This is a genomic window from Pedobacter heparinus, from assembly GCF_032678725.1.
GTDB classification, from domain to species: Bacteria; Bacteroidota; Bacteroidia; order Sphingobacteriales; family Sphingobacteriaceae; genus Pedobacter; species Pedobacter heparinus_A.
Genome location: NZ_JAVTSC010000004.1, coordinates 17880 through 31772 on the forward strand (window position 1 = coordinate 17880; position 13893 = coordinate 31772).

General features: G+C 42.6%; 15 protein-coding genes. 2 read left to right on the forward strand and 13 right to left on the reverse strand.

The genetic code is table 11. From position 1 onward, the window contains the following. Window positions 1–53 precede the first annotated feature (53 nt). The 11 genes from R2Q85_RS07485 to kbl all read right to left on the reverse strand — a co-directional run bounded on the left by R2Q85_RS07485 (window position 54) and on the right by kbl (window position 8693). On the reverse strand, window positions 54–902 hold the full coding sequence (locus tag R2Q85_RS07485; RefSeq protein ID WP_316811140.1) for a 4-hydroxy-3-methylbut-2-enyl diphosphate reductase: 849 nt from the start codon (window positions 900–902) through the stop codon (window positions 54–56). A 53-nt stretch (window positions 903–955) separates the two neighbouring features. Beyond that, complete coding sequence (locus R2Q85_RS07490; RefSeq protein WP_316811141.1) at window positions 956–1915, reverse strand: hypothetical protein; 960 nt, start codon at window positions 1913–1915, stop codon at window positions 956–958. Then, a complete protein-coding gene (locus R2Q85_RS07495; protein WP_316811142.1) occupies window positions 1912–2532 on the reverse strand; it encodes a glycerol acyltransferase in 621 nt (206 codons plus the stop codon). The genes R2Q85_RS07490 and R2Q85_RS07495 overlap by 4 nt, the downstream gene beginning before the upstream one ends. A gap of 39 nt (window positions 2533–2571) precedes the next feature. Beyond that, entirely contained in the window at window positions 2572–3081 is a 510-nt protein-coding gene (locus R2Q85_RS07500; protein WP_316811143.1) for a phosphoribosyltransferase family protein, read from the reverse strand. 166 nt (window positions 3082–3247) lie between these two features. Further along, window positions 3248–3655 (reverse strand): hypothetical protein, encoded by a 408-nt coding sequence (locus R2Q85_RS07505; protein ID WP_316811144.1) that lies wholly within the window; start codon window positions 3653–3655, stop codon window positions 3248–3250. A gap of 2 nt (window positions 3656–3657) precedes the next feature. Next, complete coding sequence (gene rlmD / locus R2Q85_RS07510; RefSeq protein ID WP_316811145.1) at window positions 3658–5115, reverse strand: 23S rRNA (uracil(1939)-C(5))-methyltransferase RlmD; 1458 nt, start codon at window positions 5113–5115, stop codon at window positions 3658–3660. Window positions 5116–5230: 115 nt separating this feature from the next. Continuing rightward, window positions 5231–5341 (reverse strand): phenylalanyl-tRNA synthetase subunit alpha, encoded by a 111-nt coding sequence (locus tag R2Q85_RS07515; RefSeq protein WP_316811146.1) that lies wholly within the window; start codon window positions 5339–5341, stop codon window positions 5231–5233. 114 nt (window positions 5342–5455) lie between these two features. Next, on the reverse strand, window positions 5456–6031 hold the full coding sequence (locus R2Q85_RS07520) for a helix-turn-helix domain-containing protein (protein ID WP_316811147.1): 576 nt from the start codon (window positions 6029–6031) through the stop codon (window positions 5456–5458). Continuing rightward, entirely contained in the window at window positions 6031–6447 is a 417-nt protein-coding gene (locus tag R2Q85_RS07525) for a hypothetical protein (protein WP_316811148.1), read from the reverse strand. Before R2Q85_RS07525 ends, R2Q85_RS07520 begins: the two co-directional genes overlap by 1 nt. Continuing rightward, entirely contained in the window at window positions 6447–7484 is a 1038-nt protein-coding gene (gene pheS, locus R2Q85_RS07530; RefSeq protein ID WP_316811149.1) for a phenylalanine--tRNA ligase subunit alpha, read from the reverse strand. Before pheS ends, R2Q85_RS07525 begins: the two co-directional genes overlap by 1 nt. 21 nt (window positions 7485–7505) lie before the next feature. Continuing rightward, window positions 7506–8693 carry a glycine C-acetyltransferase gene (gene kbl / locus R2Q85_RS07535; RefSeq protein WP_316811150.1) on the reverse strand — a complete coding sequence of 396 codons (1188 nt, stop codon included), beginning with the start codon at window positions 8691–8693 and terminating at the stop codon, window positions 7506–7508. Window positions 8694–8828: 135 nt separating this feature from the next. Here kbl and R2Q85_RS07540 point away from each other — a divergent pair, with 135 nt between their 5' ends. Next, on the forward strand, window positions 8829–11279 hold the full coding sequence (locus tag R2Q85_RS07540) for a DUF5686 and carboxypeptidase regulatory-like domain-containing protein (protein WP_316811151.1): 2451 nt from the start codon (window positions 8829–8831) through the stop codon (window positions 11277–11279). Between the two features lie 55 nt (window positions 11280–11334). On the opposite strand, the gene R2Q85_RS07545 is transcribed toward R2Q85_RS07540, so the two are convergent. Both R2Q85_RS07545 and R2Q85_RS07550 read right to left on the reverse strand, forming a co-directional pair. Next, entirely contained in the window at window positions 11335–12522 is a 1188-nt protein-coding gene (locus R2Q85_RS07545; RefSeq protein WP_316811152.1) for an aminopeptidase C, read from the reverse strand. A gap of 207 nt (window positions 12523–12729) precedes the next feature. Further along, window positions 12730–12906 (reverse strand): hypothetical protein, encoded by a 177-nt coding sequence (locus R2Q85_RS07550; protein WP_316811153.1) that lies wholly within the window; start codon window positions 12904–12906, stop codon window positions 12730–12732. 44 nt (window positions 12907–12950) lie between these two features. On the opposite strand from R2Q85_RS07550, the gene R2Q85_RS07555 reads away from it, so the two are divergent. Then, window positions 12951–13889, forward strand: a complete 939-nt coding sequence (locus R2Q85_RS07555) for a rhodanese-related sulfurtransferase (protein ID WP_316811154.1) — start codon at window positions 12951–12953, stop codon at window positions 13887–13889. The last annotated feature ends 4 nt before the right edge of the window (window positions 13890–13893 follow it).

Sequence of the window (13893 nt, forward strand, 5' to 3'; positions counted from 1 at the left end):
AAGGAGGTCCAATAATTACTTTTTAATGATGATCAACAAAATTTCTTTAAAGACTAATAAGACAACAATTCGGTTTTAACCTGCTCCATCAGCCACATTGGTGTAGAGGTAGCTCCGCAAATGCCAACCTTATCCTTAGGATTAAACCAGGCCCGATCTATTTCGGCTATATTGGAAATGAAATAAGAATGCGCATTGTACTTTTTACAGACATCATAGAGCACCTTTCCATTGGAAGATTTTTTACCAGATACAAATAAGATCTTATCATAATTTGCAACAAATTTCTCCAGGTCAGCGTAGCGGTTGGATACCTGTCTGCAAATGGTATCATTTGCTTTTACCTCATAGCCTCTGGCCATCAGCTCCTCCTTAATGCTGTAAAACTTATCCGTGCTTTTGGTTGTCTGACTGTATAAGGTAAATTTCCCGGGCAAATCTACCTGGTCAAGCTCGGCAATATCCTGAAATACGATCGCCTTGCCATCTGTCTGTCCCTGCAAACCGATGACCTCGGCATGCCCATGTTTTCCAAATATCAGGATCTGCTCATCCTCATCGTGGGATTGCTTAATCCTGTTCTGTAACTTCAACACCACAGGGCAGGAAGCATCAATTAAAGTAAGCTCGTTCCGAAGGGCCAGCTCATAAGTAGCCGGGGCTTCGCCATGGGCACGGATCAGCACCTTCTCCTGACGCAGATCCTTCAATTGCTCATGATCAATGATGCGCAAACCCTTATCGGTTAAACGCTTAACCTCTTCATCATTGTGCACAATATCACCAAGACAATACAGGTAATCCTCATGATCCAATATATCCTCTGCCATATCGATAGCATAAACTACTCCAAAGCAAAAGCCGGATGCTTTATCTATCGTTACCGCTAAATCGTATTTCATTGACATAATCCTTTTGAGCCATTGCAAAATTACGTAAAAACTGTTTGATATTCCTATTTCTTAGGTTTAAATGACCTCAGCATGCGCATCCAGATCGCCTTGCCTGTAAAAACAAACAACAAGAGCATTTGAAGTGGGTGTAACAACACCTGTAAAACGGGATTCTGAGCAGTCATAAAAGCAATCATAATCCTTGATAAAAAGATCAATCCAAATGGAAGAACAGCAAATGCAGGATTAAAGCTAATTAATAACACCATTGGCCCGGCAACAACCAGGACCAGGTAAATAAACGCAACCAGGGCACTATTGCCGAAATTTATTAACAAACGCTCCGAAAACCCTTCCAGATCCCCCAGGCTGACTTTGTTAAAGATCAATTTATTGCCCAGTAAAACTTCTGCTTTAAAATGTTGCTGCTTTACCAGTTTTACCATTTCCATACCCAACTTATGGCCAATTTTCTGATGCCAGCCCTGCTGTTTACATAAGTTTGCGTCCAGAAACAAGCAAGCATTGCTACCTGCGGCAAAAGCAGGCTGGTTACTCAAGCGGATTAACCTCAGGGGCAGCAGATTCAACAATAAGAAATCATTCAGGGGATAAATACATTTTTCCATAAAACCAGCCGCCACATAAGTTGGCACTAAACTCAACGCTGCGAGATCAAAGATCTTAAACCTATAAATCAAACTGTTGATTAAACCATGTTGCGGGGTAGTCCCCGCTCTTAAAAACAACAGATATTTTCCACTTGCCCTACCTACCAGTTCTTCCTCGTTAGCTCCCTGTTGCTGGACAAGCAGTTCTATATTTTTATATTCCTGTCGCCCAATCGCATCAACTGTATTTTTAATATCCCCTTCAGCCCGGGCTGATAAGATGATGATGGAAACTTTATCCGTAAAATGTTTTCCATAATAGCCCAGTTTGGGATTAGATAAAAAATTAAACAAAGTAACAGAAAACCGCAATACCAGGAACACCAGTACTGCGTATACAAACATCATCATACCGGCATCCTGCTTTGGTCTTTTACCGCCTGATCATAATGTTTATTGTATTCACTTTTCAACAATTGAAGGCTCATGTACTCTTCAGCCTCCCAATTGGCAAGATAAGTCTGCATTTTGGGTTTTCTTTCCGCATAACTGATCAGGCTTGCAGCAAAAACAATTTGAAATTCCTTTTTCGAAGCGTTTACTGCCTGCATGACCCCTTTCTCAAAGGCAATACTATCACTGTAAACAGGGTACAATTTACCCTGGGGAAACAACAACACCAGGTTAGCCGGATCATCCAGCAATTTACCGGCAGACAACAACGTTTCCAACACATCCTTACCTTTTCCTTCTGCCGCAAAAGCCCCCAGGTATTTTAAAAACCAATGTTTTTTATATTCCTCCTCTGTTACAAGCACATGAAATTCTTTTTTGAAGACCAGCCTGTTTAGCTGGAACATGATGAAACCGTCCCACCAGCTAAAGTGATTGGCCAGCAACAAAACTGCTTTTTGTGCTTTAACCTCAAAATGATTAAATCCATAAGCAGCAAAGTCCTTTTTTAGGATATACCTGATATACCAGGAAAAGAAATTAAAAACGATAAAGTTTTTACGGGACTGGTGCATCCCTCTAAAATGAGAAAAAATAGCCTCAAATGCAAACGGCTAACTTAAATAAACGCGATCTTCCTCTCCGTCCACATCCATGACCACATCAACATGCTCCTTTAGCACAGTTGCCAGCTCCAGCCCCACAAAATCTGTAGCTATAGGAAATATTTTGTGGCTCCTGTCTACCAATACCACGGTCCTGATCTTTTTATGAGGGGTATTTAGAAACACGCCTAAGCCATAGGCCAGCGTCTTTCCACTGTTTAGTACATCATCCACCAGGATGATCACTTTGTTTTTCCAGTGCACTTCATCCAGGTCAGTATTGGCAACCAGCTTGCTATTTTGCCTGTCCAGCTCAATTTTCAGCATCGTGATCTTCAGCTCAGAAATTTTAGACAATACCTTCTTTAAGCGTAAAGCCAGTTTATATCCCCTGTCCCAGATACCGGCCAGCACAATCTCCTTTTCATTAAGGTTATCTTCCAGTATCTGATAAGCAATCCGGTTTATTTTCTGTTGTATCTGCTTTTTATCAAGAATGAGCAATTGAGATCCTGCCATTGTCTGCTTTATTTTATGCTACAAAAAGAACGATTTTAAGGCTCATATTCAAATATTAAAAAATATTTTATAAACCATGAAACCTTTCGCCCTGTGCGCTGTCTAATTGTTAGTTTTTTAGTAATCCTTATCCATGTTTGCCCGGGTAGGGATTTCTTTTTTAGGATCAGGCCTGGCCTTTCACCTGATAAGGATAATAAATAAAGTTTGCCCCTTCCGGTACAATCACAAATACACACATATAGTCTTCCGGCTTTTTATAACTCTTTAAAAATAAAGCCTTCTTTTCCGGATTAATGATACCTTTCTCCACAAATTCTTCAATGGTAGAGGCCTGTATGGTCCATTCCGTATGGAGTTCTTTCCGGTCAAGGATCAGTTCACCAATACTCACCGTATGCTGGTGCGCTACAAAAATCGGGTTTGCAGAAATTCCTTCTACCATAATTTCAACTGCAACTTCCTTAATAGAAGGCGCATACAATGCCAGGTCCTTTTCCAGGCTTACCAGCGGGCTCTTTTTTTGCTCTTCTTTGCCACCCTCTTGTTGCGGCATCAGTTCTTGTATATCCATTGCTATAAATCTTTGATCTGCTGGCCTTTAAATTTCAGCAACACTACATTTTCAACATGCTGTGTATGCGGAAACATGTCGACAGGTTTAATCCTCAGCACTTCATATTTCTCTTTCAGCAAGGCCAGGTCACGCGCCTGTGTAGCCGCATTGCAACTCACATAAACTATTTTCTCTGCTTCCATTTCCAACAGCCTTTCCACTACATCTACGTGCATCCCAGCTCTTGGTGGATCGGTAATCACCACATCCGGCTTACCATGTTCCGTGATAAATTCTCTCGTTAAAATGTCCTTCATATCTCCGGCATAGAACAGCGTATTGTCAATACCATTTAACGCCGAATTAAACTGCGCATCTTCAATGGCCGTAGGTACATATTCAATACCAATTACCTGTTTTACGCTGCGTGCTACAAAATTAGCAATGGTACCGGCCCCTGTATAAAGGTCGTACACCAGTTCATCGCCAGAAAAACCAGCAAACTCCTTAGTGATCTTATACAGCTCATAGGCCTGATCAGAATTGGTCTGATAAAAAGATTTTGCACCTATTTTAAACTTCAGGCCTTCCATCTCTTCAAAAATATGGTCTCTTCCAGCGTAAGTCCTTACTTCCTGGTCAAAAATGGTATCGTTCTTTTTCTGATTCACGATGTACAACAAAGACGTAATCTCCGGAAAACGGCTTTTCAGGTGCGCCATTAAACCATTGATCTGATCCTGCTCCACATAAGCAAAAACCACAGCCACCATCACCTCGCCGGTTGATGAAGTACGGATGATGAGGTTTCGGAGGCTACCCTCATGATTGCGCAGGTCATAAAACGAAAGCCCGGCTTTTAAAGCATAATCCCTCAGCTCATTTCTGATCGTGTTGGAAGGCTCTGCCTGCAAATAACAATGCTGAATATCCAGGATCTTATCAAACCGCAGGGGTACATGAAAACCCAATGCATTCATTTCCAGTTCCGGGCTATCCGCATCAGGCGCTGCTGATCTTTCGTCCATATCTGCCTTATTCAGCCAGCGCTTATTAGAAAAGGTGTATTCCAGCTTGTTCCTGTAATATTTATTAGCTGCAGAGCCAAGAATCGGCTCCATGCCTGTCGTATCAATCTTTGCCAGGCGTTGTAAAGCAGCTTCTACATTTTTAGACTTAAACTTCAATTGAGCATCATATTCCATATGCTGCCATTTGCAGCCACCACAGGTACCAAAGTGCTGGCAAAACGGATCGGTTCTCAATTCCGATTTCTTATGGAGCTGTTCAATTACAGCTTCAGCAAAGTTCTTTTTCTTCTTTACCACACGTACATCCACCACATCGCCGGGTACGGCTTTCTCTACAAAAACAACCAGTTCATCAGCTTTACCTACACCTTTTCCTTCTTCGGCAATGTCAATAATACATAAATCAGGAATGATCGTCACCGTTCCGGCTTTTCTATTTCTACTCATTATGGCGCAAAATTAACTAAAATTGCCTTAAAATTTTAAATGTTTTTTATAGGCATAAAGATTTCCTTAGGGCATTTTGGGATGCCTCCTGTAAAGAAATTATAGCTGTTAAATTCTACTTAGCAAAGATTTTAAGTATAAAACCAAAAACACCTCCAACCAGATCAAATTTCACATCAAACTTCTCTTCAACCAATACTGAAATCTCTAAAATCTCTTTACTCATTGTAGTATAATGATGGTAATAAAGCAAATGTAAATCATTTTATACCAAATGCCCAATCAGTACACGTTAAGGTTTTGTAAAGAAATAAGATCATTCCCTAAGCCAAACTGCGATTTACAGTGCCGCTTTTACCAGAAAGGGGAGCAACTCTTTCTGAAAGCTGACAAAGTTTTTACGAACATCCGAATCGCTCACCGAAGTAAAGGCAAATGAAAATACGATATTCTTGCTGGCTTTCAGTAAAAATGCCAGTCCCTCCCTTCGCGAAGGATGGTTTTTAAAGTGGTCCAGCTCCAGGTATGCTGAAAGGAGTAAAGACTCCAGCTGGTCAGACAAATGTTTCAGGAACTCCTGCGAGTTGGCGTTTTCACGTACAAAATCCCAGCCGATAAACTCATTGCAAACGGTATACGTTAACCTGCAGGTTTTCATTACCAATGCTTTAAGGTGCTCTTCCTCGTTGGCAAACTGGGCCTTATTCTTCAATATCTCATGCAGGTTCAAATCCAGGTAATCCATTAAAATGGCATCCAGGATCTGCTCCTTACTCTCAAAATACTTGTATATCGTAGCTTTAGCTATTCTTGCCTTCCTCGCGATCTCATTCACACTTGTTTTATGATAACCGTATTTTCTGAACAATTCTTTAGCAGCCCTTATTATACTTTCCTTTATTTTTTCTGGTTCCATTAATTGGTTACATGTAATGTATTTCCTGCTACAAATGTATTATACTTCTTTAACGACAGCTGGGCAGGCGCCTTTGCAGGACTGCCATCTTCCAGCAGGTATTTTGCCCCTGAACATTTATCCGTTACTGTAAAACTTGGCTCATCCAATTCTACCGCGCATTTTTTCTCCGGATTAACTGTACTGCAGCGGTCATAGGCCACATAGCCTCCGCTATTGGTCCGGTAGATCACCACCCCTGCTACCCCGTAGTCTGATAAAGCCACAGCCCCCCCCGGGCTGCTCAGCCTGATCAACCTGGGATCGGTTAGCTGGGCGCTAAAATTAACCGGCACATTCGGAATGGCCAGGTTCTCTTTACCGCATCCGCCCACTACCAGGATCAGCAACAGCATTCCGGGTAATATTCTGCTCATCAGATCAGTGAGGTTTTATATTGCTTTAAGAACCTGGCATCATTCTCAGAGAACAAGCGAAGGTCCTTTATTTCAAATTTTAAATTTGCAATGCGCTCTATACCCATTCCAAATGCAAAACCACTGTATTTTTTGCTGTCGATGCCACAATTTTCCAGCACATTCGGATCTACCATACCGCAACCCAAAATCTCTACCCACCCACTGTATTTACACATCTGACAGCCTTCACCTTTACAAATTGTACAGGAAATATCCATTTCAGCGGAAGGCTCAGTAAATGGAAAATAAGAAGGGCGGAAACGCACTTTAGTTCCTTCCCCATACAGCTCCTGAACAAAATAAAACAGCGTTTGCTTTAAATCGGCAAAAGAGACATTCTCGTCTACATATAAGCCCTCCACCTGGTGAAAAAAGCAATGTGCTCTGGCAGAGATGGCCTCGTTCCGGTAAACCCGGCCAGGCATGATTGCCCTGAAAGGTGGTTTGCCGGCTTCCATCATCCTTACCTGCACTGAAGAGGTATGCGTACGCAGGGCAATATCTCCATGTTCTCCGCCTTTTTTGATAAAAAACGTATCCTGCATATCACGTGCCGGGTGTTCTTCCGGGAAGTTCAATGCTGAGAAATTGTGCCAGTCATCCTCAATTTCAGGTCCTTCAGCAACCACAAAACCAAGTTTATTGAAGATCCCGATGATCTCCCTTCTGACCAGGGCCAGCGGATGCCGCGATCCGACCTCAAAGCCTTCACCTGGCAAAGTCAGGTCCAGACTAGCATCTTTAGCCGTATCCGTAGTTACAGCAGCATCTTTCAACTCCTGATAACGGGCTTCCGCGAGTTGCTTAAATTCATTTAAAACTTTTCCCAGGGTTCTTTTTTCCTCAGGAGAAACGGCCTTAAACTCATCAAAAATATCTTTTATGATCCCCTTTGTTCCCAGGAATTTAATACGGAATTGCTCCAGTTCATCAGCACTGCTTGTCGAAAACGCCTCTATTTCGGCGGTATATTGTGTTATCTTCTCTTGTAACATGGCAACAAATATACAGCTATTTTATATTACACCCAATGCCTTCCCCACCTTAGTAAATGCAGCAATGGCCTTATCCAAATGCCGCTGCTCGTGGGCAGCCGACAACTGCACTCGGATCCGGGCCTTACCCTGTCCTACCACCGGGTAATAAAAACCAATCACATAAATGCCTTCCTCCAGCATTTTTGCTGCAAACTCCTGTGCAAGTTTCGCGTCGTATAACATTACAGGCACTATAGGGTGCACCCCTGGTTTAATGTCAAAGCCTGCTTCGGTCATCCGCTCACGGAAATAGCGGGTATTGTTTTCCAGCTTATCCCTCAAATCTGTGGTTTCCGTCAGCAAACCGAGTACCGTAACAGAGGCACCCGCAATAGCCGGGGCAAGTGTATTGGAGAATAAATAAGGGCGGGAGCGCTGGCGCAGCAGCTCAATAATTTCCTTTTTGCCTGAGGTAAAACCACCAGAGGCACCGCCCAATGCCTTGCCTAAAGTGCCGGTAATAATGTCTACTCTGTCCATTACATTAAAATGTTCATGCGTACCGCGACCAGTTTTACCAATAAATCCCGTACAATGTGATTCATCAATCATCACCAAAGCCTCATATTTATCTGCCAGATCACAGATCTGATCTAAAGGAGCTACAACTCCGTCCATAGAAAAAGCACCGTCCGTAACAATAATGCGGTGTCTTGAGTCTCTTGCAGCAATCAGCTGTTGCTCCAGATCAGCCATATCTGCATTTTTATACCGGAAACGTTTGGCTTTGCACAAGCGCACACCATCAATAATAGAAGCATGGTTCAGCTCATCAGAAATGATCGCATCCTGATCGTTAAACAAAGGTTCGAACACTCCCCCATTTGCGTCAAAAGCAGCCGCATATAAAATGGTATCTTCCGTACCTAAAAAATCAGAAAGCTTTTCTTCCAGTTCTTTGTGTACATCCTGCGTACCACAGATAAACCTAACAGAGGACATGCCATAACCATATTTATCTATGGCCTTTTTTGCTGCATCAGTAACTCTGGGATCAGCCGAAAGGCCCAGGTAATTGTTTGCGCAAAAATTAACCACCTCCTGCCCTGTACTCACCTTAATATCAGCGCCCTGTGGGGTAATGATAATCCGTTCCCGTTTATATAAGCCATCTTTCTCTATTTGGTCTAGTTCTTGTTGAAGAACAGGTTGTAAGGTTTTATACATGATTGTTATGATTTGATACCATCAAAGTTATACAATTACCTGCTTTGGGTGGTAACCTAAATAAGGGATGCCTTACAAATTAACATTTAACTATATTTACCAACAACAACCGATATTTAAGGCCTGGCCTCCTGTATGAAGAAACTATTTTTAACGCTGGTATTGTTCATTGCCACTATTACCATGTCATTTGCCCAGCAATTCAAATTGAACGGCAGTATTAAAGACACTGACGGGCAACCCGTATCCTTTGCTTCCGTATACCTCAAAAACACCACCACAGGCACTTCAGCCAATATTGATGGTTTTTACCGTCTGGCGATAGCGCAGGGCAGCTTTACCATCGTATACAAAGCCATCGGCTATAAAGCCATAGAAAAAGAAATCACCATCAGCGGCGATGCTACGGCAGACATCGTGCTCAGTCCGGAAACCTACAGCCTATCAGGGGTTACCATTCATGCAAACGCTGAAGACCCGGCTTACGCGATCATCAGGCAAGCGATTAAAAAAAGAAAAAACCATTTAACTGAAGTACCTGCTTACACCAGCAATGTCTACATCAAAGGTGTCCAGAAACTGGTTGGCGCCCCAAAAAAAGTTTTTGGCCGGGACATTCAAAAAATGCTTGAACTGGATACCAACAGGAAAGGAATACTATATTTATCAGAGTCGACCTCCACATTTGCCTTCCAGCGTCCGGATAAGATCCATGAAGAAATGATTTCCTCTAAAGTTGCCGGCCGCAACAATGCGTTCAGCTTCAACAAAGCTTCCGACCTGATCATCAATTTCTACGAAAACATCCTGCTGGAAGACAAGCTCAGCTCCAGAGGCTTCGTCTCCCCGATTTCTGACAATGCCTTATTATATTACCGTTATAAATTACTGGGCGTAAATACAGAACATGGAATAACGGTAAACAAGATCCAGCTCATTCCGCGGCGCGATCATGACCCGGTGTTCAGGGGCATCATCTACATCAGCGATGACAGCTGGCACCTGATCAATGCAGAAGTTTACCTCACTAAAAATACGGGCATCAACCTGCTCGACACTTTAAACATCAAACAACAGTTCCTGAAGGTTGAAAATACCTATATGCCCTCAAACATCAATTTCCAGTTCAATGGAAATGTTCTTGGCTTTAAGTTTGAAGGCTATTATGTAGGTGTTTACAGCAATTATAACATTCATCCCAACTTTCCTAAAAATTACTTTACCGGCGAAATTCTGAAAATAACCAGGGCAGTAAACAAAAAGGATTCGCTATTCTGGCTAAATAACCGCCCAATCCCGCTCACGCCGGAAGAAAGCCGGGATTACATACGAAAAGACAGTATCGCAGCCTTAAAAACCTCCAAGTTTTACCTGGATTCTCTGGAAAGGGTCAACAACAAATTTGGAATCGTTAAACTTGCCGCAACCGGTTATACGCTCAATAACCGCTTTGAAGGGAAACATTATACCTTTGATCCACTATACCGTTCTATATTTTACAATACCGTCGAAGGCTGGGCGCTCAAATACGGGATAACCTATACCAAAGACCTGCAGGACCGCCGCTATTACAACATCAGGCCCGAAGCCAGGTATGGTTTCTCCAACAAAACCTTTACCGGAAGCCTGACAGCCAATTACTATTATAACCCCGTAAAACGGGCCAACATCAACATCAGTGCAGGCTCTGGTATCTATGACCTCAACAACTATGGCTCCATGAGCCTGCTGGGCAACTCTATCAACTCCTTATTTTTTGAAACCAATTTCTCTAAGTTTTATAAAAAAGAATTTGCAAATGTAGGTACCACCAGGGAACTGGCCAACGGGCTTCAGGCTACGCTGAACCTGAACTATTCCCGAAATACCAATCTGGTCAATACCACTCATTTTAAGATCAAGGATTTAAAAGGTGAGGAGTTTACCTCCAATAATCCATTTACACCAGAAACGGAAAGCCCATTATTTCCGACTTATAAAGCTTTAACCTTAAGTGCTACGTTAAATTACACCATAGGACAGCAATTCATTACCCGTCCGGATGGCAAATTTTACCAGCCATCGAAATATCCGGTCATCGAACTCTCTTACCGGAAAGGCATCAGCAACATGCTCAGCAGTGATGTGGATTATGACCTGGTATCCCTGGAAGTTTCCCAAAACCGGATCAGCAGCGGCCTTTGGGGTTATTCCTCCTTTGTAGCCGGTGCCGGCAAGTTTCTGAACAACAACCAGATCTTTTACCCTGAGGCCAAACACTTCCGGGGAAACAACTCCCTGTTCTCTGTACCCAATTTAAGGAAGTTCCTTTTCCTTGACTTCTACCTGTTCAGCACAGACCAGGAGTACGTGGAAGCCCATTTTGAGCATAACTTTTCGGGATTGCTTACCAATAAGGTGCCTTTATTGCGCAAACTGAAGCTGGAAGAGCTGGTTGGCGTAAGTTATCTGAGCCAGCCCGTGAAAAGAAATTACACCGAATTTTACTTTGGCCTGCAGCGCCTTATCTTTCGTGCAACTTATGGCTTTGCCTACGATGGCAGCAAACGGGTGCAACATGGTTTCCGGCTATCCTATGGATTTTAAATCAAAAAGGCCTGTAAAAAAATACAAGCCCTTTTAATTGCTGAACAGCAGCAGTTTATTTAATCGCCATTTTTTTACGCAGATCGGTAGGAATGCCGTTTTTGTGCAATAAAAACGCGGTAGTTTTGTATTTCACAAAGTTCTTGGTCACATACAAATAACCTTTATAATCATTACTGGCACCCCATGAGTTTTTAACGATATAATATTCTTTGCCGGCCTGGTCTTTAGCTATACCAGTAATCTGCATGCCATGGTCATCAGTAGTTTCATAATCATCAAAAGCCACCTGACGCATCTCCACAGTAATTTCTTTCTCAGCTTTAGGACCATTAAACATGGCTTTCCGCTCACTGTCACTCATACTTTCAAAATCATTTGCAGGCACATAAGCTATCCCGTTTTTCCAGCTAAAACCTTTCTCACTTACATCAGTGGCCCAGGCAATGGTAAAACCTTTTTTCAACGCATTGTCAATAATAGCAGTAATGTCGTCCATCTGCACATTATAAACCTGATCAAAAGACCAGTTGTCTGGCACCATCAAAACCGCTTTCTCATAATAAGGACTGGTGTTGAAAGAAGAAAGTTCTACATAATCAGCCGGATCAATACCTACCACCTCTTTGGCAAAAGTTTTAGGTGTATATTCTTTCCCCTCAAAAGTAAATTTCTCCGGTACAGCGCCCATACAGGAATCAATGGTTGCAACATATCTTACTTTCCAGTTCGGATCAAATTTACCCGAAACGGCTTTTTTCAGTATCGCTTCAGTCAATTTGTTCATTCTTTCTGATGAGCCGGGGTTACCATAATCATTGCCGCTGTAAGCTTCCTGAGGAAGGGCGCCATATTTGGCAAACATATTAATTACATCATGGCAGGCACCACCGTCACCTAAAGTCAGGGCACCATGCATACGTACATAATTAATTCCCTTTTCAATATAGGCATTACGGGCAGTAAAAAGGTCCGCGATATCCACCGGTTTTTTGCCCATACGGATCATTTCCGACTCCAGAAAAGAATTGGTACTGTAACTCCAGCAGGTACCCGATGATTTCTGGTTTTTTACCGAAGTGGCCTCCGCATTGATGACAGGTGTAAAAATAAAACTATTTGCGCTGTTTGCGCTTTGGTTGTCTTTTAGTGAATTAACAAGATTGTCTTGTGCAAAACCAACGGTTGAACCAAAGAGCAGGCAGACAGCCAACCACAATGGTTTCCTAGAAATTTCAGTCATTTTATGTTTAAAAGTTAGTAGTTAAATATAACGGGTACAAACTTAATAATTATCCTACATAAATTAATAAGCTGTAATCCGACAATGTGAATTTGTTACATAATGAACAAAATGAATCTTTGTTATTAAAGCGCCATTTACCAACTTTAATAAAAAGTACACGCTCCAAAAAAACATGAACCTCTCCAAACGGAACATAGCACGGTTTTACATCGTTGCATATACCCTGATCAGCTTACTGCTGCTGACCCTGATCTGGCAGTACAGCAGGCTCTGGTAATCAGCCTCCTTACTTAACACAAAAATACCTTCTCCGACAAGACCTGGGCGCTGTTGTTCTTCGCAACAGATGCCAGACTTGGAAGAGAACGGTTTTTTTTGCACCTTTGTTGCGCATTAAACGCCGTTTGCATCGGTATCAATGAAATATGAAAAAATTCAAGACCCTACTTTATTACTGCTATAGTCACATAGCTGAGGCAGAACAATTTGCCGGCGATCACCTTAAATTCTGTAAATCACTAGGCCTGGTAGGCCGGATCATCGTTGCCGACGAAGGCTTAAACGGTACCGTTTCCGGCACAAGTGAAGCCTGCAATGCCTATATGACCGCTATTAAAGCTGATGAGCGCTTTGCAAAAACAGACTTTAAAATAGACGAGGTTGAAGAACCCTCATTCATTAAAATGCATTGCCGCTATAAAGCGGAAATTGTGCATTCAGGACTCAGGGACCCGAACATCATTAACCCCAACATACAAACCGGCAAACACCTGGAACCGGCAGAGTTCCAGAAAATGATTGACCAGGAAGACGTTGTGATCCTGGATGTACGCTCCAATTATGAACACAACCTGGGCAAATTTAAAAATGCCGTTACGCTCGACATGGAGAACTTCAGGGAATTCCCGGATAAGATCAACGAGCTGGCCAAATATAAAAACAAAAAAGTACTCACCTACTGCACCGGGGGCATCAAATGCGAAAAAGCATCAGCCCTGCTGCTGCACCATGGTTTTAACGATGTGTACCAGCTCCATGGCGGCATCATTAAATACGGCAAGGAAGCTGGCGGCGAAGATTTTGACGGCAAATGCTATGTATTTGACAACCGCATTGCTGTAGACGTGAATACCGTAAACCCCAGTATCGTATCCAAATGTTTCAACTGCGGCAAAACAACGCCCAAAATGATCAACTGCGCCAATCCGGAATGCAATGAACACATTACCCAATGTGACGCATGCGGAGCAGAACTACAGGGCTGTTGTTCAGTGGCCTGCACCACTAACCCACGTAAACGCAAATACGATGGAACAGGTTATTATGTAAAAGTACCCCAACCTGTAAACGTAGCCGGGAAATAAAACC

What these genes read in the sequence shown, in the direction of transcription:
- R2Q85_RS07485 (WP_316811140.1), bottom strand. Translation starts at nt 902, where the DNA reads ATGAAATACGATTTAGCGGTAACGATAGATAAAGCATCCGGCTTTTGC.
- R2Q85_RS07490 (WP_316811141.1), bottom strand. Translation starts at nt 1,915, where the DNA reads ATGATGATGTTTGTATACGCAGTACTGGTGTTCCTGGTATTGCGGTTT.
- R2Q85_RS07495 (WP_316811142.1), bottom strand. Translation starts at nt 2,532, where the DNA reads ATGCACCAGTCCCGTAAAAACTTTATCGTTTTTAATTTCTTTTCCTGG.
- R2Q85_RS07500 (WP_316811143.1), bottom strand. Translation starts at nt 3,081, where the DNA reads ATGGCAGGATCTCAATTGCTCATTCTTGATAAAAAGCAGATACAACAG.
- R2Q85_RS07505 (WP_316811144.1), bottom strand. Translation starts at nt 3,655, where the DNA reads ATGGATATACAAGAACTGATGCCGCAACAAGAGGGTGGCAAAGAAGAG.
- rlmD (WP_316811145.1), bottom strand. Translation starts at nt 5,115, where the DNA reads ATGAGTAGAAATAGAAAAGCCGGAACGGTGACGATCATTCCTGATTTA.
- R2Q85_RS07515 (WP_316811146.1), bottom strand. Translation starts at nt 5,341, where the DNA reads ATGAGTAAAGAGATTTTAGAGATTTCAGTATTGGTTGAAGAGAAGTTT.
- R2Q85_RS07520 (WP_316811147.1), bottom strand. Translation starts at nt 6,031, where the DNA reads ATGGAACCAGAAAAAATAAAGGAAAGTATAATAAGGGCTGCTAAAGAA.
- R2Q85_RS07525 (WP_316811148.1), bottom strand. Translation starts at nt 6,447, where the DNA reads ATGAGCAGAATATTACCCGGAATGCTGTTGCTGATCCTGGTAGTGGGC.
- pheS (WP_316811149.1), bottom strand. Translation starts at nt 7,484, where the DNA reads ATGTTACAAGAGAAGATAACACAATATACCGCCGAAATAGAGGCGTTT.
- kbl (WP_316811150.1), bottom strand. Translation starts at nt 8,693, where the DNA reads ATGTATAAAACCTTACAACCTGTTCTTCAACAAGAACTAGACCAAATA.
- R2Q85_RS07540 (WP_316811151.1), top strand. Translation starts at nt 8,829, where the DNA reads ATGAAGAAACTATTTTTAACGCTGGTATTGTTCATTGCCACTATTACC.
- R2Q85_RS07545 (WP_316811152.1), bottom strand. Translation starts at nt 12,522, where the DNA reads ATGACTGAAATTTCTAGGAAACCATTGTGGTTGGCTGTCTGCCTGCTC.
- R2Q85_RS07555 (WP_316811154.1), top strand. Translation starts at nt 12,951, where the DNA reads ATGAAAAAATTCAAGACCCTACTTTATTACTGCTATAGTCACATAGCT.